Raw genomic sequence first — 20,206 nt, forward strand, 5'->3', positions numbered from 1 at the left:
CCATCTTTCCCGTAAGACCCTTGATCTGTCGGGCTGTTCGCAGGGAGGCGGCGTCCCTCGCGTTCGGTTCTGTTTGTTTCTGCTGCAGAGTTGCACCGGGCGGCCGGTACGGGGCGACGCAACGGCCGTCCCTGCCGCACCCGGGCCGGCAACCCGTCCACAGCCCGCTCGATGGGCCGCCGTCATATGCGACAGTGGCCGCTGTGCAGGTGCGGGTTTCGGTGCTGGAGGGGCTGGGGAGCGCTTGTTTGCCGATGGGTTCGCGGCGGGGGATGCACTGACCGGCATCCGTCTTCCCGAGCGTTTCCGTGGCAGGGTGTTGCGGGCAACTCACCTGGGTCTAGGGAAGAGGGGAAACCGTGATCGTCTGGCTGAACGGCACGTTCGGTGCGGGCAAGACCACTGCGGCGCATGAATTGCTCGACCTGCTTCCCGGAAGCACGCTCTACGACCCCGAACTCCTCGGCAGCGGACTGCGGTTGATGCTGCCGGCCAAGCGGTTCGAGGAGATCGACGACTATCAGGACCTGCCCTCCTGGCGGCGGATGGTCGTGGACACCGCCGCCGCGCTGCTCACCGAGGTGCCGGGCCCGCTGGTGACGCCGATGACGCTGCTGCGCCAGGAGTACCGCGACGAGATCTTCGGCTCCCTCGCCGCCCGCCGGATACCCGTACGACACGTTCTGCTGCATGCGGAGGAAACGATCCTGCGGGAGCGCATAGCCGGGCGTACGGAGCCCCAGGGTGACCCCGAGGCCGATGCGTCCCTGCGCCGGTGGTGTCTGGAGCACCTGGGCCCGTACGCCGGTGCGCTGGACTGGATCAGAGACGATGCCCATGTCGTAGACACCAGCCGGCTCACCCCCCGGCAGACCGCCGAACGGGTCGCCGAGGCGGTCCGTACCGGAGCCGGGGCCTGCGACATCGTGCAGACCCCCGAGCCGACCGCCGAGACCCTCGCGTCCGGTGTGCTGCTCTTCGACGACCAGGACCGGGTGCTGCTCGTCGACCCGACCTACAAGCCCGGCTGGGAATTCCCCGGCGGCGTCGTGGAACCGGGCGAGCCACCCGTGCACGCCGGAATACGCGAGGTCGCCGAGGAACTCGGCATCCAGCTGTCCCGCGCGCCCCGCCTGCTCGTCGTGGACTGGGAGGCGCCCAAACCGCCCGGCTTCGGCGGTCTGCGGCTGCTGTTCGACGGCGGCACGCTCCCCGACGAGCGGATCCGGTCCCTGCTGCTGCCCGGCGCCGAGCTGCGCGACTGGCGCTTCGTGACCGAGACGGAGGCCGAGTCAATGCTCCCGCCGGTGCGCTGGAACCGCCTCCGGTGGGCGCTACGGGCCCGGGAACGGGGCTGTCCGCTGCACCTTGAGGCGGGGGTTCCCGTGGGGTAACCGGTCCGCTGCGCTTTGCCTGGGCCGTACGTTTTTGTCTGCGGCGCCGTGGTTGTTTCTCGCCGTTGCGCCTGCGGCGGGCCCGTCCGCTGCGCTGTGCCTGGGCCGACGTGTCGGGCTTTCCCACGGTTGCGCCTGCGGCGGGCTGGTTGCCGCTGCGCCACCGACCCCTTCCCCCCACCCACGGGAGGGGTCGCTCCGCAGGACGGAGTCCGGAGGAGGGGCACCGCTCCCGTACACACCCACGCCCGCCGCAGGCGCAACGGCGAACACCCCCCACGGCGGGACGGCCGACTACGTACGGCCAAGGCAAAGCGGCAGCGACAACGTGGGGAGAAACCTAGAGCGCCGCGTACCGCTGCAAGAACAAGGCCTCCGCCAGCGACAGCCGTTCCAGTTCCTGCGGCGAGACGCTTTCGTTGACCGCGTGGATCTGGGCCTCCGGCTCGCTCAGGCCGATCAGCAGGATCTCCGCCTCCGGGTAGAGCCCGGCAAGCGTGTTGCACAGCGGGATGGAGCCGCCCATACCGGACGTCTGCATCTCCTGGCCGTCGTACGCCTCCCGCATCGCATCCGCCATCGACGCATACGCGGGGCTGCTGGTGTCCGCCCGGAACGGCTGGCCCTGGCCGATCTGCTCCACCGCGACCCGCGCGCCCCACGGCGCGGCGCTCTCCAGGTGGGCGGCCAGCAGCTTCGTCGCCTCCGCCGCATCCGTGCCCGGCGGCACCCGCAGGCTCACCAGCGCCCGCGCGCCCGCGTGCACGGACGGGGTGGCGCCGATCACCGGCGGGCAGTCGATGCCGAGGACGGTGACGGCGGGGCGCGCCCAAATCCGGTCCGCGACCGTGCCGTTGCCGATCAGCCCGACGCCGTCCAGGACCTTGGCGTCCTTACGGAACTCCTCCTCCGGATACTGCAGGCCCTCCCATGTCGCATCCGCGGCCAGCCCCTTGACCGTCGTGGAGCCGTCCTCGGCCCGCAGCGAGTCCAGGATCCGGATCAGCGCCGCCAGTGCGTCGGGGGCCGCGCCGCCGAACTGCCCCGAGTGCAGATTGCCCTCGAGGGCGTCGACCTGGACCCGTACCAGCGTCATGCCGCGCAGCGTCGCGGTCACCGTCGGCAGCCCGACCTGGAAGTTCCCGGTGTCGCCGATGACGATGGCGTCGGCGGCCAGCAGCTCCGGGTGCGCCTCGGCGTAGCGCTCCAGGCCGCCCGTTCCCTGCTCCTCGGAACCCTCCACGATCACCTTGACGTTGACCGGTATGCCCCCGTGCTCCTTGAGCGCGCGCAGCGCCGTCAGATGCATGATCAGGCCGCCCTTGCAGTCCGCGGCCCCGCGCCCGTACCAGCGGCCGTCGCGCTCGGTCAGCTCGAAGGGAGGGGAGACCCAGGCGGTCTCGTCGAGCGGCGGCTGCACGTCGTAGTGGGCGTACAGCAGGACCGTGGGGGCGCCTGCCGGGCCGGGCAGGAAGCCATACACCGACTGGGTGCCGTCCGGGGTGTCCAGCAGCGCCACGTCCTGGAAGCCGTCCGCCCGCAGCGCATCGGCGACCCAGTTGGCCGCCGCCTCGCACTCGCTCCTGGGGAACTGCGCCGGGTCCGCCACCGACTTGAAGGCCACGAGCTCGGCCAGCTCGGTCAGGGCACGGGGCTGCAGCGCGGCGACAGTGCGCGCGAGCGGGCTGCCGGACGAATCGGTCCTGTCAGTCATGGAACGCTCCTTGTGGGCGCGACGTTGAGTACGTGGGACGTCGGTCGTCCTACCTCGTGAGCCGGACGAGCCATACGGGTCGGACGTACGGGGATAGGTGCCCCCGATCTTCCCACAGGAGGTCCGCGCGACAGCGGCCCGTAGGATGCGGGCGGTACGCGCAGCCAGGCAATCGAACGGGAGCGAACGCACAGGTGAGCAGCGAGCACGCAGCCGAGGACAACCAGCAGGTGTGGGACGTCGTGGTGGTGGGCGCGGGGCCCGCGGGTGCCTCGGCCGCGCATGCCGCGGCGTGTACGGGACGCCGGGTGCTGCTGCTGGAGAAGGCGGATCTGCCCCGCTACAAGACCTGCGGCGGCGGCATCATCGGCCCCTCGCGCGATTCCCTGCCGCCCGGCTTCGAGCTCCCGCTGCGGGACCGGGTGCATGCGGTCACGTTCTCGCTCAACGGCAGGATGACCCGCACCCGCCGCTCGAAACACATGCTCTTCGGGCTGATCAACCGCCCCGAGTTCGACGCCGGGCTGGTCGAGTCGGCCAAGGACGCGGGCGCCGAGGTGCGTACGGGCGTCACGGTGGCGCGGGTGGAACAGCACGGCGCCGAGGTGCCCGACCGCCGGACCGTCGCGGTGGTGCTCGGCGACGGCGAGGTGGTGCTGGCGCGCGCGGTGGTCGGTGCCGACGGCAGCGCGGGCCGGATAGGGGGACATGTCGGCGTCAAGATGGAGCAGGTCGACCTCGGGCTGGAGGCGGAGATCCCGGTGCCCGGGACGGTCGCCGAGGACTGGGCGGGCCGGGTGCTCATCGACTGGGGCCCGATGCCCGGCAGCTACGGCTGGGTCTTTCCCAAGGGGGACACCCTGACCGTCGGCGTGATCTCCGCCCGCGGCGAGGGCGGGGCGACCAAGCGCTATCTGGAGGACTTCATCGGCAGGCTCGGCCTCGCCGGTTTCGAACCGAGCATCTCGTCCGGGCATCTGACGCGCTGCCGCGCCGATGACTCGCCGCTGTCCCGTGGCCGGGTCCTGGTGTGCGGCGACGCGGCGGGCCTGCTCGAGCCGTGGACCCGCGAGGGCATCTCGTTCGCGCTGCGCTCGGGCCGGCTCGCGGGGGAGTGGGCGGTGCGGGTCTCCGAGGCCCACGATGCGGTGGACGCCCGTCGGCAGGCCCTCAATTACGCGTTCGCCATCAAGGCGGGGCTGGGGGTGGAGATGAGCGTGGGGCGTCGGATGCTCAGCGTCTTCTCGCGGCGTCCGGGGATGTTCCATGCGGCGATCACGGGCTTCCGGCCGGCGTGGCATGCGTTCGCGAAGATCACTCGGGGGACGACGACGCTGGCGGAGCTGGTCCGTACGCATCCGATGGCGCGGCGGGCGCTGGACGCGTTCGACCGGCGGGAGGCGTTGGACCGGGCGCAGGTGTGAGGCGTGCGGCCGGTCTGGTCGGCTGACTGGCCTGGCCGGGCTGGCCGGCTTGGCCGGGCTCGGGTCTCGGTGAGCCGCCGGGCCCGGTGATCCTCAGGATTCGGTGATCCGGAAGACGGGGTGGCGCGGGGCCGCGGCCAGCAGCTCCTCGTCGCTGGACTCGGCGGTGACGGCCCCGAAGTACGACTTCACCTCCCAGCCCCAGCGCTGAAGATAGGCGCGCAGCAGGGCCGGGGTCTCGGCGGGCGGCAGCTCGACGGCGGTGAACCGGCGGATGCGGCGGCCGACCCGCAGTTCGCCGCCGCCCGCCGCCCGCAGATTGCGTACCCACTCGGAATGGCCGCGTGCCGAGACGAGGTAGCGGCCGTCCTCGTACGGCATCGGGTTGACGGGCACGCGCCGCCACTCGCCGCTCTTGCGGCCGCGGACGGCGAGCTCCGCCGAACCGGCGAGGCTGATGCCCCGTCGCGCGAGCCAGCCGATGATGCCGTTGAGGCGGGCGGCGAAGCGGCCGGGCTTGACGTAGTGGGACATGGGAGGACCTCCTGCGGATTCCGTTGTGGGGGAACAACACTCCATTTCGAGAGCAGTGCTCTCGGTTGTGAGCAGTGTGCATGAGGTCGCCGCTCCCGCGCAAGAGCACTGCTCTCGCTTTGGTGCACTGATCTGCGTCGTGCCAGACTGCCCCCATGACAGCGATCCGAGGCGCCAGGGAACGGGCCCGTAACGAAATCACCGCGGCCATCAAGGACGAGGCCCGCAGACAGCTCGCCGCCGAGGGCGCCGCGAAGCTCTCGCTGCGCGCCGTGGCCCGCGAACTCGGCATGGTCTCCTCGGCCCTCTACCGGTACTTCCCGAGCCGCGACGACCTGCTGACCGCGCTGATCGTCGACGCCTACAACGCCGTCGGCGAGGCCGCGGAAACCGCCCGCTCCGCCCTCACCGGCGCCGATGCCAGGCGCCCCGTCGCCCGCTGGACCGCCGTCTGCTCCGCCGTACGCACCTGGGCCCTGGCCCATCCGCACGAGTACGCGCTGATCTACGGCTCCCCGGTCCCCGGCTACACCGCGCCCCGTACCACCACGGAGCCCGCCGCCCGGGTCGGCCTCGCGCTGATCGGCGTGGTCCGCGAGGCGTACGCCGCCGGAGCGCTGAAGGAGCCCGCCGAACCGCTGCCCGACGCGGTGGTGGGCGATGCGCTCGCCCTCGGTGCGGAGCTGGGCGTGGAGCTGCCGGGTGCGGTGCTGGCCCGGCTCGTCGGCGCCTGGGCGCAGCTGTTCGGCCTGGTGAGCTTCGAGGTCTTCGGCCAGTTCAACCGGGTGATCGAGGCCCGCAGCGAATTCTTCGAGCAGTCCGTCCTCCAGCTGGCCCACAGCGTCGGCCTCACCACCCATCGCGAGCGCCGTACGGCGCGGTGAGCCGGGGCGGGGCTGTTGTCTGTGTCCCTCCGCGTGGTCCGCTGTGTCCCTCCGCGTGGTCCGCTGTGTCCCTCCGCGTGGTCCGCGTTCCTTCGGCGCCGGTGGCGGTCAACCCGTACTCCGATCTCGCCCCACCGCCTACTACCGCGGGAGTACCGCCGCTCACTGCCCCGGGCTGACGCCGCCGGACCGGGCCGCGGTCTAGCGTTACCGGCATGGAGAACGCACGGCCGCCGTGGGTGCGGCGCTGCCTGGGACCGGCGTGGGAGCGGTGGTCGCCGGTGCGCGGGGAGCCGAAGAGCTGGGCGGGGGCCCGGCTGCCGTGGGTCTCGACGGCCGCGGTGACGGTCTTCGTCACCGTCGGCTCCGGCTTCGCGGCGCACAACCAGCCCGATCGCATGCCGCTGGACGCCTTCGCGCGGGCGCTGCTGGTCCTCGGCGGTGTCCTGCTGCTCTTCCGGCACCGCTGTCCGCGTACGGTCGCCATCGGCACGTCCGCGTCCGCCGCCGTCTACTTCGCGGCCGGGTACGCGTACGGGCCGGTCTTTCTCACCATCGCGCTGGGCGCCTTCGCGGCGATCCTCGCCGGGCACCGCGCCGTCGCCTGGTGTGCGCTCGGCGGTCTGTGGGTGAGTCATCTCCTCGTCGGGCACTGGCTCTACCGCCGGCTGCCGCCGCCGCACGACGGGCCCGCTCCCTGGAGCGACGAACTGTTCGTCGCCGCCCTGATGGTGGCGGTGGTGGCCGTGTCGGAGCTGGTGCGGGTGCGCCGCGAGCAGCTCGCCAGGGTCCGCGCGGAGCGGGCCGCCGCCGAGCGGCGCAGGGCCGACGAGGAGCGGCTGCGGATCGCCCGCGAGCTGCATGACGTCCTGGCGCACAGCATCTCCGTCATCAACGTCCAGGCGGGCGTGGGCCTGGCGCTTCTGGACAGCGATCCCGGGCAGGCTCGTACGGCGCTGACCACCATCAAGGCCGCGAGCAAGGAAGCGCTCGGCGAGGTACGACAGGTCCTGGACACCCTGCGCACCCGGGGCGACGCCCCGCGCTCCCCGGCACCGGGCCTGGACCGCCTGCCCGAACTCACCGAACAGGCCAAGGACGCGGGCCTCTCCGTGGCCGTCACCACCGAGGGCACCCGCGTCGCGCTGCCGCCCGGCGCCGACCTCGCCGCCTTCCGTATCGTCCAGGAGGCGCTCACCAACATCGTCCGGCACTCCGGCTCCCGCAGCGCCCGGGTCCTGCTCCGGCACACCCCCGGGGCGCTCGAGATCCAGGTCGACGACGACGGCCCGGCGACCTCCGTCACCGGGGATCCGGACGGCGGCGGCAACGGCCTGGTCGGGATGCGGGAGCGGGCCGCGGCCCTCGGCGGCACCGTCGAGGCGGGCCCGCGCCCGGACGGCGGCTTCCGGGTCCGGGCCCGTATCCCGCTGACCGCGGCAGCGGGACCAGCCGCCGGTACGGATACGGTGATCCCCGCCGCCACCGAGGAGGAGCCGTGATCCGGGTACTGCTCGCCGACGACCAGCTGCTGGTCCGGGCCGGGTTCAAGGCGCTGCTGGCCGCCCAGCCGGACATCGAGGTGGCCGGCGAGGCGTCCGACGGCCAGGAGGCGCTGGACGCGATCCGCCGACTGCGCCCGGACATTGTGCTGATGGACATCCGGATGCCCGTACTGGACGGCCTGGCCGCGACCCGCCGCATCACCGAGGACCCGCAGCTGTCTGGTGTCAGGGTCGTCATGCTGACCACGTTCGAGCTGGACGAGTACGTCTTCGAGGCGATCCGCTCGGGGGCGTCGGGTTTCCTCGTCAAGGACACCGAACCGGAGGAGCTGCTCCGGGCCGTCCGCGCGGTCGTCGCCGGCGATGCGCTGCTCTCGCCCGGTGTCACCCGCCGCCTCATCGCCGAATTCGCGGCCCGCTCCAAGGAACCGGCCGCGGCCGACGCGCTGTCGGCGCTGTCCGTGCTGACCGAGCGGGAGCGCGAGGTGATGGCGCTGGTCGGCATCGGCCTGTCCAACGAGGAGATCGCCCGCCGTCTGGTCGTCAGCCCGCTGACCGCCAAGACCCATGTCAGCCGCACCATGGTCAAACTGGGCGCCCGGGACCGCGCCCAACTGGTCGTGCTGGCCTATGAGTCCGGGTTGGTGCGCCCCGGCTGGCTGGGCTGAAACCACACGATGTCCCGCCCCGCCGGACGCCCGCCCGCCGGACCCGGCCACCGCCGCAGCACCCGCACCACCCGGACGACGAAGAGCACCGCCCCCACGACCCCGCTCGCCGTCAGCCACGGGCCCGCCCAGGACCGCGGCATCGGAGCCCAGATGGCGGCGCTGCCCATCACCAGAAACCCGACGGCTCCTGCGAACGCGGCGGTGACCAGCGCGAAGGTGATCTCGATGGTGAGGGCGTCGCGTTCGGCCCGGGTGCGAGTGGGGGACATGCCACAAGTCTGACAGGGGCGGCCGGACTTCGGGGCAGGCGCACTCGGGGCCGGTCCGGCGGACCAGGGGCGGACGGGCCCTAGGCTGACCGGATGCGCAGACGCGGGTGGGGACGGGGCCGGTGGAGGGCGCGGCCGCGCTGGGCGCGGTGGGTGGGTGCGGCGTTTGTGATCGGTTTCCTGGAGGGCACCGGCGCCCATCTCCTCGATCTCGCCCGGGGCGGGATCCACGCCTATGCGGGGTTCGGACCGGCGCCGCTGCAGGCGTTCTTCGTCGCCCTGGTGGCCCTCGACCCGCTCGCCGCCGTGCTGGTGGCCCGCGCGCGGCCGCTGGGTGTCCGGCTGGCCGCAGGCGTGATGACGCTGGACGTCCTGGCCAACTGGTCCGTCAACTGGCCGCGGCTGCAGCGGAATCCGGGGATGCTGCTGCAGCCCGTCGGCCTGCTGCCCATCACGCTCTTCGGGCTCTTCGTCGTCGGCTGTGCGCTCCCCCTGCTCAGGTCCCTGCGGGACACGGACGCCGTACGGGGAGTGACCCGGCGCTCAGATGCCGCCGTGCTCCCGCCACAGCGCTGACAGCGCCTCGTCGCCGGTGACCTTCAGCCCGTCCCACGGCAGGCGGTTCCACAGCGTCAGATAGAGCTCCTCGGCCGGCCCCTCGACCGTGCAGTCCACCGGCGTCTCCGGCCCCTGCCGTGCGGCCTCGGGCGCCGGTCCCGCCGTGCGGACCGTGTGCGGCGGCGCGTCGGACAGGCGGACCGTCCACTCGGCGCCGGCCGTGTCCGTCGCCCGCAGCCGTATCGTCCGGGGTGTGTCCGTCCGCACCCGGCTGCGGTCCATGGCGTGGATGGCGAGGAGTTCGTCGATGCCGTCGGCGGCGAAGGCGGCCGGGAGGGGCGTGAGCGCGCTGCCCGCCGCCTGCTGGGCGTCCGCGCGGTGCACCGAGGTCTCATGGGCCTGCCGCCGTGCCCAGAAGGCCAGCGGGGACCGCGCGGGCAGAAACGTCCAGGTCTTCAGGTCCTGCGGGGCGGTGTGCAGCGCCACCACGAGGCGGTGGTGGCCGTCCCGCAGCCAGGGCACCAGTTCGTCGTCGGGCATCTCCGGGGCCGGGGCGGGGCCGCCGGGCGGCCGCTCGTCGACGGGCTGCGTCACGATGTCCGTCGCCCAGCGGTGCACCCGACCGACGTGGGTGACCAGATCCCGTATCCGCCACTCGGGACAGGCGGGAATCGGGGCGTCGGGCCCGGCCTGCTCGGCGGCGTCGGCCAGCAGCCCGCCGTCGAGCCGCAGCGTTTCGACGAACTCAGTGATCTCCATGCCGACGAGTGTGCCAGCCGCCACTGACAACTCCTCGGCCCGGCCCCCGGTCCGCCGCCCGGTGCCCTTCGCGCCGCCGGCTGTCACCCCCGCCCGCCGCGCTGCGCCCCGCGCGTCCCGTACGCGATGACCACCGCGACCGCCGCCAGCAGGGAGATCGTGGTCAGCGCGAGGGGGAGTCCGAACTCCTCGGCCAGGAAGCCGATGACGGGCGGGTTGAGCAGCATGCCGGCGTAGCCGATGGTGGAGGCCGCGGCGACCCCGCCCGGACCGCCGGCCTCGCCGGCGCGGGCGATGGCCGTGGGGAAGATGTTGGCGAGTCCGAGGCCGCCGACCGCGAAGCCGAGGCAGGCCGCCCATGTGGTGGGGGCCAGCGCGCCGAGCAGCATCCCGGCGGCCGCCGTCGTACCGCCCGCTATCAGGGTGCGGGCCTGTCCGAAGCGCTGCACCACGGCCGTGCCCGACAGCCGTCCGGCGGTCATCGCCAGGGCGAACACCGAGTATCCGGCGGCGGCGAGGCCGGGCCCGGCGGCCAGGTCCTGGGAGAGGTGCAGCGCGCCCCAGTCGGCCATCGCGCCCTCGCCGTACGCGGTGCACAGGGCGATGAGACCGAAGACGAACACGAGGCGGCCGGAGCGGCGGCGCCCGGAACGCGGTCCGGATGCGGGCAGTTGCTCGGGTACGACGGGCGCGGGATGCGCGAGCAGCGCGCGCCCCGCGACGGCCGCCACCACGACGCCGATCGCGGCGAGCAGCAGCAGATGAACGGTGGGGGACAGGCCGCCGGCGATCAGCCCGCCGAGCCCCGCGCCCACCATTCCGCCCAGGCTGAAGGCGGCATGGAAGCTCGGCATCACGGGGCGCCGCAGGGCGGCGATCAGGTCGACGGCGGCGCTGTTCATGGCGACGTTCAGCGAGCCGTACGCGGCGCCGAACACCAGCAGGACCAGGCCCAGTGCGGTCGCCGAGCGGGTGAGCGGCGGCAGCACGAGGCTCAGCGACATCGCCACGCCCGAGGCTACGGTCACGGCGTGGGTGCCGTACCGGCGGCACAGCCGTCCGGTGAGCATCATGAACGCGACGGCGCCCGCCGACACGCCGAGCAGGGCCAGCCCGAGGGCGCCGGCCCCGGCGCCCGTCTGCGCCTTGATCGCGGGGATCCGGACGACCCAGCCGGCGAACAGAAAGCCGTCCAGGGCGAAGAACGCGGTGATCGCCAGGCGGAGCCGGACCAGCCGCGGGTCGGTGGGGAAGGGGTCTGCGGGGCGCGTTTTACGGATCATGGCCCCCGTTAGGGCGGTCCGTATTTTGTTTAGCGTCGGCACAAAGTCAGAATAGGGGGGTGACCCACACTCGGACAACCAGGTTGGAGCGGGGCCGTGGCGCCCTCGGACCCGCACTGGAGCTCGTACACACCGGCCGCGCGCCCACCCGCGCCGTTCTGACCTCGGAACTCGGCGTGACCCGCGCGACCGCGGGCGCGGTGGCCGCCGAGCTCGAAGCGCTCGGCCTGATCACCGTCGACTCCCGGCCGACCGCCTCCGCCGGATCCCAAGGACGCCCCTCCCACCGGCTGTTCGTCGACGAACACGGCCCCGTCGTGCTCGCCGCGCAGATCCACGCCGACGGATACCGCGTCGCCCTGGTCGGCCTCGGCGGCCGCATCGTGGCGACCACCAGCGGCTGCGGCACCATCCCCGCCGACCCGGCCCATGTCCTGGCCGAGGCCGTCGCGGAGGGGGCCGCCCTGCTGCGCGAGACCGGCCGCCGCTGCCTGGGCGCGGGCCTCGCGGTGCCCTCCGCCGTCGCCGAACCGGACGGCGAGGCCCTCAACCCCCTGCACCTCGCCTGGCCCGCGGGCGCCCCCGTACGCGCACTCTTCCTCCGTGCGCTCGCCGACGCCGGCATCCCCGGAGTCACCGAAGCGATCGGCTTCACCGGCAACGATGTCAACCTCGGGGCGCTCGCCGAACACCGCCACGGCGCCGGCCGCGGCGCCCGCGACCTGCTCTGTGTGGCCTCCGGCCACCGGGGCGTCGGCGGGGCCCTGGTGCTCGACGGCCGTCTGCACAGCGGAAGTTCGGGCCTGGCCCTGGAGGTCGGCCATCTGACCGTCAACCCCGAGGGCGCGCCCTGCCACTGCGGCAGCCGCGGCTGCCTGGACGTCGAGGCGGACCCGCTCGCCTTCCTCGCCGCCGCCGGCCGCACACCGGGCCCCGAGGGTTCGCTGCTCCACCAGGCCGCCGACCTGCTGCGCAACGACTACGCCGACCCGGGCGTCCGCGCCGCGGCCGACCTCCTCATCGACCGCCTGGGCCTCGGCATCGCCGGACTCGTCAACATCCTCAACCCCGACCGCATCATCCTCGGCGGCCTGCACCGCGCCCTCGTGGAGGCCGACCCGGAACGGCTGCGGGCGGTGGTCGCCGACCGCAGCCTGTGGGGCCGCAGCGGCGGCGTGCCGATCCTGCCGTGCAGCCTCGACCACAACAGCCTCGTGGGGGCGGCGGAGCTGGCCTGGCAGCCGGTGCTGGACGACCCTCTGGTGGTCGTCGAGCGCTAGCACCCGGCGGGCGACCGGCACCCCGATGGGCGCTGGAAGGCGCACAGGGGTACTTCTAGGCTGCCGCCATGATTCCCGAACCGCTCGCCCGCGCCCCGTACGTCAGCCTGGTCACCCACCGCAGGAACGGCACCCCGGTGGCCACCCCCGTATGGGCGGTGGCCGACGGGAACGAACTCCTGGTGTGGACACGGGACGACAGCTGGAAGGTGAAACGGCTGCGCAACGACACGCGGGTGACCGTGACCCCGTGCGATGTGCGCGGCCGCCTCACCGAAGGTGCGCCGACCATGGAAGGCACCGCCCGGCTCCTGGAGGGCGCCGACGCGCTCCTCCGGGTACGCCAGGCGATGGCCGGCAAATACGGCCTGCGGTTCCGGCTGATGGACGCCGGTGGCGCACTGCTCCGCCGGGGCAGGCGGCCGCATGTGGGCATCTCCGTCACGCTGTAGCCGTGGCCCCGCTGCGCCCCCAGTCGGCCGCGAACGCCCGCGCCGGATTGGCCGTCAGAAACCGCGTCACCAGGTCTTCCCCCAGGGCGAGTCCGAGCCGGGCCCGGTGGCGCCGCAGCAGATGCGGCATGCCGGGGCCGCCGTTCACCGACCGGGCGCCGGCCGTCGTGGTGTCACCGCCGAGCAGGATCCGGTCGGCGAAGCCCGCGTCGGCGAGCGCGGCCAGCGCGTCCGGCAGCCGCCAGTCGGTGGCGTGGTGGGCGCGTGAAGGGCCGTCGAAGGCGAGATACGCGCCCGCCTCGGCGGCCGTCCGGTGGACGAGGAGATCGGGCGAGCGGTTGAGATGGCCGAGGACCACCCGGTCCGGCGCGACCCCCAGCTCACCGCAGAGCAGATCGAGGACGTCCAGCGCGCCGGTGCCCAGCTCCAGATGGACACCGATGGCCGCTCCCGTGGCGAGCTGGGCCTCCGCGGCCGCGGCCATGGTGTACCGGGCGTGCCGGTCCAGGCCGTGGAAGCCCCCGGCCACCTTGATCATCCCGGCGCGGACACCGGTGTCGCCGATCCCTTCGGCCAGCTCGGCGACGAACACCGCGGCAAGATCGGACCGGAGCCGCTCCAGCACCTCGGGCGGGTAGTGCGCCGCCTGGTGCAGCCCGGTGGCGGCGACGATCCGGACCCCCGACTCCCGGGCCAGCCGCGGCAGTTCGGCGGCGCCCCGGCCCATTCCGTACGGCGTCCACTGGATCACCGACGCGCCGCCGGCCGTGCGGAAGGCGGCCAGCTCGGCGGCCGCGGCCGCGGCGTCGTCCAGCTCCTGGCCCGGCAGCAGCGGGCTGCGCAGGAAGAGGTGGTCATGGGCGTTGCAGACGCCGAGTCCGGCGGGGGCGATGTCGCCGAGGACCGTACGGACGGCGGGACCGGCGGCGGGCCGGGCCGCCGCGGAAGCGCTCGCCGTGGACGGACCGGCGGCAGAGGTGTTCACCACAGCCGCCCCGCCCCCAGCCCGTCGACGCCGGGTGCGGACAGGTGCAGCACCCGATAGCGGTCGCCCGCGGCCACCTGTACGGCTTCCGGGGCGCCGTCCGTCCACAGGGTGAAGTGGACCAGCTCCCAGCGGCGGGGATCGAGCGCCAGAGAGGTGGCGTACACCCCCTCCGTGGCGGCCAGCTCCTCGTGTCCCGCGAGGGCGTTCGCGACGACGGCGGCCGGATCGCCGTCCTCGGAGACGGTTTCCGTCCGTCGCGAGAAGGCCACCGGGAGGCGGCCCGCGGCCGGGCCCGCGCGGTGGAAGAGCCCCCGCCAGTTCTCGACGGCCGGCCGCCCGAAGTCGCGGATCACCCCCCGGAATCCGTCACCGAGGAGGAAGCCGCTCATGGCCTCCGGGTCGGCCCAGAGGTAGAACGGCGCGTACTGGTTGACCGGCGAGCCGTCGATGCCACGCTCCCGGATGCCGTACGCCTTGAGGCCGAGTCCCGGGCAGGCGTCCAGGAGGTGGCCCCTGGACTTCACCCGGCGCCGGATGATCCCCATGTCGTAGTCGGCGGGGAGGGTGATCGCATACTGCATGGCGTGCATCAGAGGGCTCCGTACGGGGGAGTGGCGGCTCGGGGACGTGGGGCGGTCATGCGCTCGGGTACGCGTCCGGACCGACGGGCTCCGCCCATTCGGTCGTCGTACCGTCGGCCGCGGCCTCGACGGTCGCCAGGTGGGTCATGAAGGCGTCCGGTGCGGCACCGTGCCAGTGCCGTTCGCCCGGCGCGATCCATACGGTGTCCCCGGCGCGGATCGGCTCCACGGGCCCTCCCTCGCGCTGCACCAGACCGGCACCCTCGGTGACGTACAGGACCTGGCCGTGCGGATGGGTGTGCCAGAAGGTGCGGGCGCCCGGGGCGAAGTGGACGCTGAACATCCGCAGACGGGAGGGCGGCGGCGGGGCGGCGATCTCGTCGAGCCAGACACTGCCGGTGAAACGCGCGGCGGGGCCCGGCTGAGTGGCGGGGCGCTGTCGGGTGATGTCCATGGACGGGTCTCCTAGCGGTCGTTGGCGGTGGTCGTACCGGGCGTGGCCTGCGCCGCGAGCAGCGTCAGCAGCCCCTGTACGGCCGCGTCGAACGGTGCGGTGTCGTCGGCCGCCCGCGCCAGGACGTAGCCGCCCTGCACCACGGCGGCGACGGCTGCCGCAGTGGCCGCCGGATCCAGGCCGGCGGCCAGCTCGCCGCGGCGCTGCCCCTCGGCGAGCACCTCGGTGATCCGGCTCTGGAGCCAGCGGAACATCTCGTCCACGGGGCGGCGCAGCTCCGGGTCCTTCACCACATCGCGGTCCTGCGTCATCCGGCCGATCGGGCAGCCGCGCAGCACCCGCCGCTCGCGCTGCAGATAGGCGGCGACCCGGTCGTACGCCGTCCCCGGCCCGGAGAGGCATTGCTCCGCGGTCTCCCGCATCCCCTCCGCGGTGCGCCGGATCGCCGCCAGCGCCAGATCGGACTTGCCCGCGAAATGGTGGTACATGCTGCCCTGGCCGACCTCCGCGCGCTCGAGGATCGCCTTGGGGCTGGTGCCGACGTAGCCGCGCTCCCACAGGAGCTCCTGGGTGCTGCGGACCAGGCGTTCCCGGGTGTCGGGCCGCCGGTCCTGCTGTTCCTGCGTGCTGCTCATGATCGCACTGTACATACCAGTAGTTACAGAGATCAAGGACGGCCCTGTGGATCCCGTACATCGGTGCTCCCCCCGGTACTTCGGCGATCGCGTACGGCAGGGGCGGCGTCCCGTACTCCCCGCGTCGTACGCGCAGAGCCGCTGGCCGTACGACGACTCACGGCGTCCGGCGGACGAACCTCGGAGGTGACCCCGACAACCGTCGCACTCAAGGAGCTGAGCACCGTGTTCGAGCTGGCGCACCCCTGGTCCGCAGGCGGCCCCGGCCCCTGGATCCTCTTCGTCCCGGTCCTCTGGGCGCTTGCCGTCCTCGGCGTGGTGACCCTGCTGCGCCGCACCGTACGGCGGCACGGCGGACCGGGCCCGCGGTTCCGCGGCCCGCGGTCCACCACCCCCGCCGGCGCGCCCACACCCATCGCCGTCCTCGGCCGCCGCTTCGCCGCGGGCGAGATCGACGAGGAGGAGTACTGGCGCCGGCTGTCCGTCCTGGAGGAGCACTTCGGCACCGGGCCGAAGGGAGACGCGGCGTGACCGCCGCCCTTCCGGGCGCACCCGCCGCGGCGCGCGCCATCGGCGGGGCGGTCGCCGCCGAGTAGCGGCTCGCCGGAGGGCGGCCGCGGTCTCAGCCGACCTTCGCGCTCCCGGTCCGGGACAGCGGGTCGGCCGGGACCGCCGCCGCGGCGGCCGCGTCCAGCGGATCGGGATCGAGCGGTACGGGCTCCCAGCGCGCCGGCCGCGCGGCCTCCGCGGGCGCGGCCGGAAGGGTGAACCAGACGACCTTCCCCTTGCCGTCCGTGTCCGGATGCATCCCCCAGCTCGCGCTGAGCGCCGCGATCAGCGCGAGACCACGGCCGCAGGTCTCCCAGGACTCGGCCGCCCGGACCCGCGGCAGCCGAGGATCGAGATCGTGCACCGAGACCGTCAACTGATCGAGCAGTGCATACAGTTCGACCGTGCACCGCTTGCTGGGCAGGGCGTGCCGGTGGACATTGGCGAGCAGTTCCGTCACCCCCAGCGCCGCCGGATCTATCAAGGCGTCCAGACGCCAGTAGCGCAATTGCGCCGAGACGATCCTGCGCACATGTCCTATACGGGCCGGAAGGGCCTGGAGCTCCACCGTGCAGTGTCTGCTGGGCTGCCTGATCACGACCACGACTCCCTGATGAGGTCGGGCGCCCCCGAACGACACGGCAGGGGCGAAGATCGGATCCAGCGATGCCGGCTGCACGACGATCCCGGGTGCACGGCCATGCCCACCGCACGACCGCGCCCACCGCATCACAGCGTCACCGCTGGTGAACCCTCAGTGATACGAGTCCAGGGTCGGGTAGCTGGTGCGGTCCCGCAACCGCACATTTCCGACTTTTCCGGCCTTCCGGGGGTGGTCAGGTGCGTGGCGGACGTGCCGCCTGTACTGCCTTCAGGAAGCGTTCGGGTGCCCCGAGGGTGAGCGAATAGCGGTGGCCGTTGAGCGTCGCCAGCGCCCGGTCCCGCGCCGCGAACAGCGGCTTATGGGCCTGAACGGCCTGCAGCGGAGCGCTGTCGATCTCCCTGCCGTAGCTCGTCAGCAGCGCCAGCCGGCCGTCTCTGATGACGATCTGTCCGGCGCGGGTCAGGGACCGCAGCCATCGCTCGATCCGTACGCCGGTCGCGTTGAATTCCGGCTCCGCCATGGCCACCACCTCCTCGGTGCCTCGGGCAGGTGCCCTTCACCGCCCCTTCAGGGAAGTTTGCCCGTACGGCGTCCCGTACACCAGTGCCCCTGGTCGCAGAGGAGCGCGCCGGGTCGCAGGGGGGCGCAACGGCCCTCTCCCAGGCCCTCCTTGGAGACTCTCAAAGTGATGTTTATGCAGGTGAGAAGCTTGCGAGAGGTAGCTATAGTCGGAATCGGCCCGGCGTTGTGCGCGGGCTCGGAAACCCTTGAGGAGTGCGCCGGTGAGTACCGCACAGCAGCCGCAGAGCCGGCCGGACCAGGACATAGCGGTCGCGGCCCCGATGGCGACCGTCGACGTCGACCGCAGCGATCCGGACTACCGCGACTGGCTGAAAGAAGCCGTCCGCAAGGTCCAGGCGGACGTCAACCGCACCGCCGACACCCATCTGCTGCGCTTCCCGCTGCCCGAGGCGTGGGGCATCGACCTCTACCTCAAGGACGAGTCGACGCACCCCACCGGCAGCCTCAAGCACCGGCTGGCCCGCTCGCTGTTCCTCTACGGCCTGTGCAACGGCTGGATCCGCCCCGGCAAGCCCGTCATCGAGTCCTCCAGCGGCTCCACGGCCGTCTCCGAGGCGTACTTCGCGTCCCTGATCGGGGTGCCGTTCATCGCCGTGATGCCGGCCACCACCAGCCGGGAGAAGACCCGCCTGATCGAATTCCACGGCGGCAGCTGCCATCTGGTGCAGGACCCGCGGACGGTGTACGAGGTCTCCGCCCGGCTCGCCGCCGAGTCCGGCGGGCACTACATGGACCAGTTCACCTACGCCGAGCGGGCCACCGACTGGCGCGGCAACAACAACATTGCAGAATCGATTTATCAGCAGCTGCGCCTGGAGCGCTATCCCGAGCCCGCCTGGATCGTCGCCACGGCAGGCACCGGCGGCACCTCCGCCACGATCGCCCGCTATGTGCACTACATGCAGTACGACACCCGCATCTGCGTCCCCGACCCGGAGAACTCCTGCTTCTTCGACGGCTGGCGCACCGGCGACGCCAGGACCGACTGCGCCACCGCCTCCCGCATCGAGGGCATCGGGCGGCCCCGTATGGAGCCGAGCTTCCTGCCCGGCGCCATCGACCGGATGATGAAGGTCCCGGACGCGGCCAGCATCGCCGCGGTACGCGCCCTGGAGACGGCGATCGGCCGCAAGGCGGGCGGCTCGACCGGCACCGGCCTGTGGAGCTCCCTGAAGATCGTCTCGGAGATGGTCGCCGAGGGCCGCACGGGATCCGTCGTCACCCTGCTCTGCGACCCCGGCGACCGCTACCTCGACAAGTACTACTCCGACGACTGGCTGGCCGCCCAGGGCCTGGACATCGCGCCGTACGCGCGCACCATCGAGACGTTCCTTGCAGACGGTTCCTGGACGGGGTGAGTGCGGGGCCGGGCGCGGGGTCCGGGGCGGGGCCCGGGAGCCTCATGTTTCCTCATGTCTGCCTGGCCAGCCGCCGGTCCAGCGCCCGTACGGACTCCCGGAAGGCGCGCCCCAGCCCCGGCCGGGCCAGCATCATCACCAGCCGGAACGGCGCCGGGCCGTCGGCCGCGAACGTCCAGCGCAGCCGGGTCCCGCCGCCCGCCGGTGTCAGCCGCCAGTCCTCCAGCAGGGCCCGCAATCCGGGGGCGTTGGTGGTGTCGACCCGATAGGCGTAGCGCTCGTCCGGCTCGGCCGCCAGGACCGTCTCGGCGAACCGCGTACCGCCCGTCAGCCGCACCTCCCGGCCCCTGCCGTCATCCGTGGACACCGCGCGCGAGACGCCGGTGAACCAGTCCGGCCAGCCCGCCACATCGTCCGCCAGCGCGGCGTACACGGCCTTCGGCGGGGCGGCCGCCTCCGCGGCGAACACCAGCCGCAGCGGTGCGGACTCGACGAAGTCGAGCTCGACGGGGCGGAGTCGGCGTGCCATGGACGAGCACCCCCTACGGGACGTCGGCGGGCCGGGCTGTCCCGGCCCGGGCCGCACACCATAGCTGACGTCATGTCAGATGTCTGTGGCCGCCGCACGCCGCCCATCGCCGCCCGGCGGGGTCCCGGGCTGCGGGCCCGGATCCGCCGTCCGGTCCTCCCGTCAGGCGTCCGCGTCGGCCGTCTGCTCGCCCGCCACCACCAGCTCCGGCGGCAGCTCCGCGAACTCCGCCCGCGCCCCGGCGGCCAGCCCGGCATCCGTCACCAGCACATCGACCTCGTCCAGCGACGCGAACGAACTCAGCCCGACCGTGCCCCACTTGGTGTGGTCGGCGACCACCACCACCCGCCGCGCGGACCGTACGAAGTGCCGGTTGGTCTCCGCCTCCGCCAGATTCGGCGTGGACAGCCCCGCCTCCATCGATATGCCGTGCACCCCGAGGAAGAGCACATCGAAGTGCAGCGACCGGATCGCGGCATCCGCCACCGGGCCCACCAGGGTGTCCGACGGCGTCCGCACCCCGCCCGTCAGGACCACCGTCGCGGCCCCCGTGAGCGGTCCGCCGCCGCTCGCCGCCGCCCGCTGCGCGTTGTAGAACACATCGGCCACCCGCACCGAATTCGTCACCACCGTCAGATCCGGCACCTCGAGCAACTGCTGCGCCAGCGCGTACGCGGTCGTCCCGCCCGCCAGCGCGATCGCGCTGCCCGGCGCCGCCATCTGGGCCGCGGCCTTGGCGATGGCCTCCTTGGCACTCAGCTCGAGCCCCGACTTCGCCTCGAAACCGGGCTCGTGCGCACTCGGCTCGCCGACCGGCACCGCGCCGCCGTGCACCTTCTCCACCATGCCCTGACGGGCAAGGGCGTCCAGATCACGACGGACCGTCATGTCCGACACGCTCAGCTTGCGGGTGAGCTCATTGACCCGCACCCCGCCCCGCCGCCGCACCTCATCGAGAATCAGGGCACGCCGCTGCTCCGCGAGGAGATTCTGGTTGTCGCTCACCCCGGCCCGTCCCTTCCGCCCGACTCGCTCCCTCGGGCCGTTCCCTGCTCGCTGCCGTCTGTGATCACTCGCCTGCGATCACTGCTCCTTCATCCTCGCATGCGGGACTGACGGCGCGATGCGCTCCGCATTTCGGGGCGAAACCCCCAACCGGTCGCTCCCCCGCCCCCTCCCCCCTCCTCCCCCTTTGGGGG

At 73.1% G+C, this 20,206-nt stretch carries 23 protein-coding genes; 10 read left to right on the top strand and 13 right to left on the bottom strand.

The window, feature by feature from the left end:
- Positions 1-359: 359 nt before the first annotated feature.
- The gene (locus ADL29_RS11670) at positions 360-1,394 is read left to right on the top strand and encodes an NUDIX hydrolase (protein ID WP_053923589.1); all 1,035 of its coding nucleotides are present in this window, start codon (positions 360-362) and stop codon (positions 1,392-1,394) included.
- A 340-nt stretch (positions 1,395-1,734) separates the two neighbouring features.
- Here the strand turns inward: ADL29_RS11670 and ADL29_RS11675 are convergent, their stop codons facing one another.
- Positions 1,735-3,108 (bottom strand): dipeptidase, encoded by a 1,374-nt coding sequence (locus tag ADL29_RS11675; protein ID WP_053923590.1) that lies wholly within the window; start codon positions 3,106-3,108, stop codon positions 1,735-1,737.
- A 194-nt stretch (positions 3,109-3,302) separates the two neighbouring features.
- On the opposite strand from ADL29_RS11675, the gene ADL29_RS11680 reads away from it, so the two are divergent.
- Positions 3,303-4,532, top strand: a complete 1,230-nt coding sequence (locus ADL29_RS11680) for a geranylgeranyl reductase family protein (RefSeq protein WP_053923591.1) — start codon at positions 3,303-3,305, stop codon at positions 4,530-4,532.
- Positions 4,533-4,625: 93 nt separating this feature from the next.
- Here ADL29_RS11680 and ADL29_RS11685 read toward each other — a convergent pair whose 3' ends face one another.
- Positions 4,626-5,066, bottom strand: a complete 441-nt coding sequence (locus ADL29_RS11685; RefSeq protein WP_078970908.1) for a nitroreductase family deazaflavin-dependent oxidoreductase — start codon at positions 5,064-5,066, stop codon at positions 4,626-4,628.
- 155 nt (positions 5,067-5,221) lie between these two features.
- Between ADL29_RS11685 and ADL29_RS11690 the strand changes: the two genes are divergently transcribed.
- The 3 genes from ADL29_RS11690 to ADL29_RS11700 all read left to right on the top strand — a co-directional run bounded on the left by ADL29_RS11690 (position 5,222) and on the right by ADL29_RS11700 (position 8,123).
- Positions 5,222-5,950 carry a TetR/AcrR family transcriptional regulator gene (locus tag ADL29_RS11690; RefSeq protein ID WP_053923593.1) on the top strand — a complete coding sequence of 243 codons (729 nt, stop codon included), beginning with the start codon at positions 5,222-5,224 and terminating at the stop codon, positions 5,948-5,950.
- 215 nt (positions 5,951-6,165) lie between these two features.
- Positions 6,166-7,452, top strand: coding sequence for a sensor histidine kinase (locus ADL29_RS11695; protein WP_053923594.1), 1,287 nt, complete (start codon positions 6,166-6,168; stop codon positions 7,450-7,452).
- Positions 7,449-8,123: a response regulator transcription factor gene (locus ADL29_RS11700; protein ID WP_046929160.1), complete on the top strand. Its 675-nt coding sequence runs from the start codon at positions 7,449-7,451 to the stop codon at positions 8,121-8,123. Before ADL29_RS11695 ends, ADL29_RS11700 begins: the two co-directional genes overlap by 4 nt.
- Here ADL29_RS11700 and ADL29_RS11705 read toward each other — a convergent pair.
- Positions 8,084-8,395, bottom strand: coding sequence for a DUF6332 family protein (locus ADL29_RS11705; RefSeq protein WP_053923595.1), 312 nt, complete (start codon positions 8,393-8,395; stop codon positions 8,084-8,086). The two genes, ADL29_RS11700 and ADL29_RS11705, sit on opposite strands and share 40 nt — an antisense overlap.
- 93 nt (positions 8,396-8,488) lie before the next feature.
- Between ADL29_RS11705 and ADL29_RS11710 the strand changes: the two genes are divergently transcribed.
- On the top strand, positions 8,489-8,971 hold the full coding sequence (locus ADL29_RS11710; RefSeq protein WP_053923596.1) for a hypothetical protein: 483 nt from the start codon (positions 8,489-8,491) through the stop codon (positions 8,969-8,971).
- Here the strand turns inward: ADL29_RS11710 and ADL29_RS11715 are convergent.
- A complete protein-coding gene (locus tag ADL29_RS11715; protein ID WP_053923617.1) occupies positions 8,939-9,712 on the bottom strand; it encodes a maleylpyruvate isomerase family mycothiol-dependent enzyme in 774 nt (257 codons plus the stop codon). The two genes, ADL29_RS11710 and ADL29_RS11715, sit on opposite strands and share 33 nt — an antisense overlap.
- 83 nt (positions 9,713-9,795) lie before the next feature.
- Positions 9,796-11,037 carry an MFS transporter gene (locus ADL29_RS11720; RefSeq protein WP_046929163.1) on the bottom strand — a complete coding sequence of 414 codons (1,242 nt, stop codon included), beginning with the start codon at positions 11,035-11,037 and terminating at the stop codon, positions 9,796-9,798.
- A 17-nt stretch (positions 11,038-11,054) separates the two neighbouring features.
- Between ADL29_RS11720 and ADL29_RS11725 the strand changes: the two genes are divergently transcribed.
- Both ADL29_RS11725 and ADL29_RS11730 read left to right on the top strand, forming a co-directional pair.
- Complete coding sequence (locus ADL29_RS11725; RefSeq protein WP_046929164.1) at positions 11,055-12,275, top strand: ROK family protein; 1,221 nt, start codon at positions 11,055-11,057, stop codon at positions 12,273-12,275.
- Positions 12,276-12,343: 68 nt separating this feature from the next.
- Positions 12,344-12,727 (top strand): PPOX class F420-dependent oxidoreductase, encoded by a 384-nt coding sequence (locus ADL29_RS11730; RefSeq protein WP_053923597.1) that lies wholly within the window; start codon positions 12,344-12,346, stop codon positions 12,725-12,727.
- Here ADL29_RS11730 and ADL29_RS11735 read toward each other — a convergent pair.
- From ADL29_RS11735 to ADL29_RS11750, 4 genes are all read right to left on the bottom strand, one after another.
- On the bottom strand, positions 12,717-13,619 hold the full coding sequence (locus ADL29_RS11735) for a phosphotriesterase family protein (RefSeq protein WP_053923618.1): 903 nt from the start codon (positions 13,617-13,619) through the stop codon (positions 12,717-12,719). The genes ADL29_RS11730 and ADL29_RS11735 overlap by 11 nt on opposite strands.
- A gap of 89 nt (positions 13,620-13,708) precedes the next feature.
- On the bottom strand, positions 13,709-14,305 hold the full coding sequence (locus tag ADL29_RS11740) for a DUF4865 family protein (RefSeq protein ID WP_053923598.1): 597 nt from the start codon (positions 14,303-14,305) through the stop codon (positions 13,709-13,711).
- Positions 14,306-14,351: 46 nt separating this feature from the next.
- Entirely contained in the window at positions 14,352-14,750 is a 399-nt protein-coding gene (locus tag ADL29_RS11745; RefSeq protein WP_053923599.1) for a (R)-mandelonitrile lyase, read from the bottom strand.
- Between the two features lie 11 nt (positions 14,751-14,761).
- Entirely contained in the window at positions 14,762-15,385 is a 624-nt protein-coding gene (locus tag ADL29_RS11750; RefSeq protein WP_053923619.1) for a TetR/AcrR family transcriptional regulator, read from the bottom strand.
- A 225-nt stretch (positions 15,386-15,610) separates the two neighbouring features.
- Between ADL29_RS11750 and ADL29_RS11755 the strand changes: the two genes are divergently transcribed.
- Positions 15,611-15,916: an SHOCT domain-containing protein gene (locus ADL29_RS11755; protein WP_053923620.1), complete on the top strand. Its 306-nt coding sequence runs from the start codon at positions 15,611-15,613 to the stop codon at positions 15,914-15,916.
- A gap of 91 nt (positions 15,917-16,007) precedes the next feature.
- Here the strand turns inward: ADL29_RS11755 and ADL29_RS11760 are convergent, their stop codons facing one another.
- Together ADL29_RS11760 and ADL29_RS11765 are read right to left on the bottom strand one after the other, a co-directional pair.
- Entirely contained in the window at positions 16,008-16,532 is a 525-nt protein-coding gene (locus tag ADL29_RS11760) for an ATP-binding protein (RefSeq protein WP_053923621.1), read from the bottom strand.
- A 238-nt stretch (positions 16,533-16,770) separates the two neighbouring features.
- Entirely contained in the window at positions 16,771-17,058 is a 288-nt protein-coding gene (locus ADL29_RS11765) for a hypothetical protein (protein ID WP_046929168.1), read from the bottom strand.
- Positions 17,059-17,380: 322 nt separating this feature from the next.
- On the opposite strand from ADL29_RS11765, the gene ADL29_RS11770 reads away from it, so the two are divergent.
- On the top strand, positions 17,381-18,478 hold the full coding sequence (locus ADL29_RS11770) for a PLP-dependent cysteine synthase family protein (RefSeq protein ID WP_053923622.1): 1,098 nt from the start codon (positions 17,381-17,383) through the stop codon (positions 18,476-18,478).
- Positions 18,479-18,530: 52 nt separating this feature from the next.
- Here the strand turns inward: ADL29_RS11770 and ADL29_RS11775 are convergent, their stop codons facing one another.
- Entirely contained in the window at positions 18,531-19,007 is a 477-nt protein-coding gene (locus tag ADL29_RS11775) for an SRPBCC family protein (protein WP_053923600.1), read from the bottom strand.
- Positions 19,008-19,169: 162 nt separating this feature from the next.
- Positions 19,170-20,012, bottom strand: a complete 843-nt coding sequence (locus ADL29_RS11780) for a DeoR/GlpR family DNA-binding transcription regulator (protein WP_053923601.1) — start codon at positions 20,010-20,012, stop codon at positions 19,170-19,172.
- Between the last annotated feature and the right edge of the window lie 194 nt (positions 20,013-20,206).

The organism is Streptomyces chattanoogensis, assembly GCF_001294335.1.
GTDB classification, from domain to species: Bacteria; Actinomycetota; Actinomycetes; order Streptomycetales; family Streptomycetaceae; genus Streptomyces; species Streptomyces chattanoogensis.

Bases quoted from the DNA above. Each gene is read 5' to 3' on its own strand.
- ADL29_RS11675 (WP_053923590.1), bottom strand. From the start codon at position 3,108: ATGACTGACAGGACCGATTCGTCCGGCAGCCCGCTCGCGCGCACTGTC.
- ADL29_RS11685 (WP_078970908.1), bottom strand. From the start codon at position 5,066: ATGTCCCACTACGTCAAGCCCGGCCGCTTCGCCGCCCGCCTCAACGGC.
- ADL29_RS11690 (WP_053923593.1), top strand. From the start codon at position 5,222: ATGACAGCGATCCGAGGCGCCAGGGAACGGGCCCGTAACGAAATCACC.
- ADL29_RS11695 (WP_053923594.1), top strand. From the start codon at position 6,166: ATGGAGAACGCACGGCCGCCGTGGGTGCGGCGCTGCCTGGGACCGGCG.
- ADL29_RS11705 (WP_053923595.1), bottom strand. From the start codon at position 8,395: ATGTCCCCCACTCGCACCCGGGCCGAACGCGACGCCCTCACCATCGAG.
- ADL29_RS11710 (WP_053923596.1), top strand. From the start codon at position 8,489: ATGCGCAGACGCGGGTGGGGACGGGGCCGGTGGAGGGCGCGGCCGCGC.
- ADL29_RS11715 (WP_053923617.1), bottom strand. From the start codon at position 9,712: ATGGAGATCACTGAGTTCGTCGAAACGCTGCGGCTCGACGGCGGGCTG.
- ADL29_RS11730 (WP_053923597.1), top strand. From the start codon at position 12,344: ATGATTCCCGAACCGCTCGCCCGCGCCCCGTACGTCAGCCTGGTCACC.
- ADL29_RS11740 (WP_053923598.1), bottom strand. From the start codon at position 14,305: ATGCACGCCATGCAGTATGCGATCACCCTCCCCGCCGACTACGACATG.
- ADL29_RS11745 (WP_053923599.1), bottom strand. From the start codon at position 14,750: ATGGACATCACCCGACAGCGCCCCGCCACTCAGCCGGGCCCCGCCGCG.
- ADL29_RS11750 (WP_053923619.1), bottom strand. From the start codon at position 15,385: ATGAGCAGCACGCAGGAACAGCAGGACCGGCGGCCCGACACCCGGGAA.
- ADL29_RS11765 (WP_046929168.1), bottom strand. From the start codon at position 17,058: ATGGCGGAGCCGGAATTCAACGCGACCGGCGTACGGATCGAGCGATGG.
- ADL29_RS11770 (WP_053923622.1), top strand. From the start codon at position 17,381: ATGGCGACCGTCGACGTCGACCGCAGCGATCCGGACTACCGCGACTGG.
- ADL29_RS11775 (WP_053923600.1), bottom strand. From the start codon at position 19,007: ATGGCACGCCGACTCCGCCCCGTCGAGCTCGACTTCGTCGAGTCCGCA.